At 32.4% G+C, this 871-nt stretch carries 1 protein-coding gene and 1 pseudogene; both read left to right on the forward strand.

The window, feature by feature from the left end; all coding sequences use genetic code 11:
- Nucleotides 1-180 (forward strand): annotated as a pseudogene (locus BG20_RS03880) (exosome complex RNA-binding protein Csl4); the annotation flags it as partial.
- Between the two features lies 1 nt (nt 181).
- The coding region (locus BG20_RS03885; RefSeq protein ID WP_010191190.1) for a prephenate dehydratase at nt 182-871 on the forward strand (690 nt) is incomplete at its 3' end.

An 871-nucleotide genomic window follows, 5' to 3' on the forward strand; every position in this document is an offset into this window, starting at 1 on the left:
ACAATTCATGCTTCTATTGAAGAACCACATTTGGGAGTATTATTTACAAAATGTAGAAAATGTGGAGGAAAAGTAGTTCAAATGCGTGATGCCATAAAATGTACTGAATGTGCTTGGATTGATGAGAGAAAACTTTCAACAAATTACGGTAACACTGATTTCGTAAAGCTGAGAGAGTAAAATGATACGTGTTTCGTTCCAAGGTGAACGAGGAGCATATAGTGAAGCAGCAGCAAGAGCATTTTTTAATTCAGATATTCAAACTGTTCCACTACCAACTTTTGCAGAGGTTTTAGAGAATACTACAGCAGGCAAAACAGAATATTGTATTTTACCTGTAGAAAACTCATTGGAAGGTAGTGTAGGGGAAAGTTATGATTTACTTTATTCAACACCGCTTAATGCTATAGGTGAAATTTATCATAGAATTGAACATTGTTTGATTGGAAATGGAGTGTTGGATGAAATTGATACAGTATATTCTCATCCTCAAGCATTAGGACAATGTAGAAATTTTATTGAAAAACACAATATGAAAACAGTTCCAACATATGACACCGCAGGAAGTGTGGAGATAATAAAAAAAGTAAACAAAAAAAATGTTGCATGTATTGCTAGTAAAGATGCATCGGAAATTTACAAGGTGCCAGTAATAGCAGAAAAAATTGCAAATAATTCAAATAACTATACAAGATTTCTAATACTTGCAAAAAACAATAAGGAAGAGACGGGAAAAGACAAGACATCTATAATTTTTTCCATAAAACACGAACCAGGTTCTCTTCATAGAATTATAGAGAACTTTTACAATTATAATGTCAATTTAACTAAAATAGAATCACGCCCAACTAAGACAAATACTTGGGAATAT

Origin of the sequence: Candidatus Nitrosarchaeum limnium BG20, from assembly GCF_000241145.1 — an archaeon.
Taxonomy (GTDB): Archaea; Thermoproteota; Nitrososphaeria; order Nitrososphaerales; family Nitrosopumilaceae; genus Nitrosarchaeum; species Nitrosarchaeum limnae.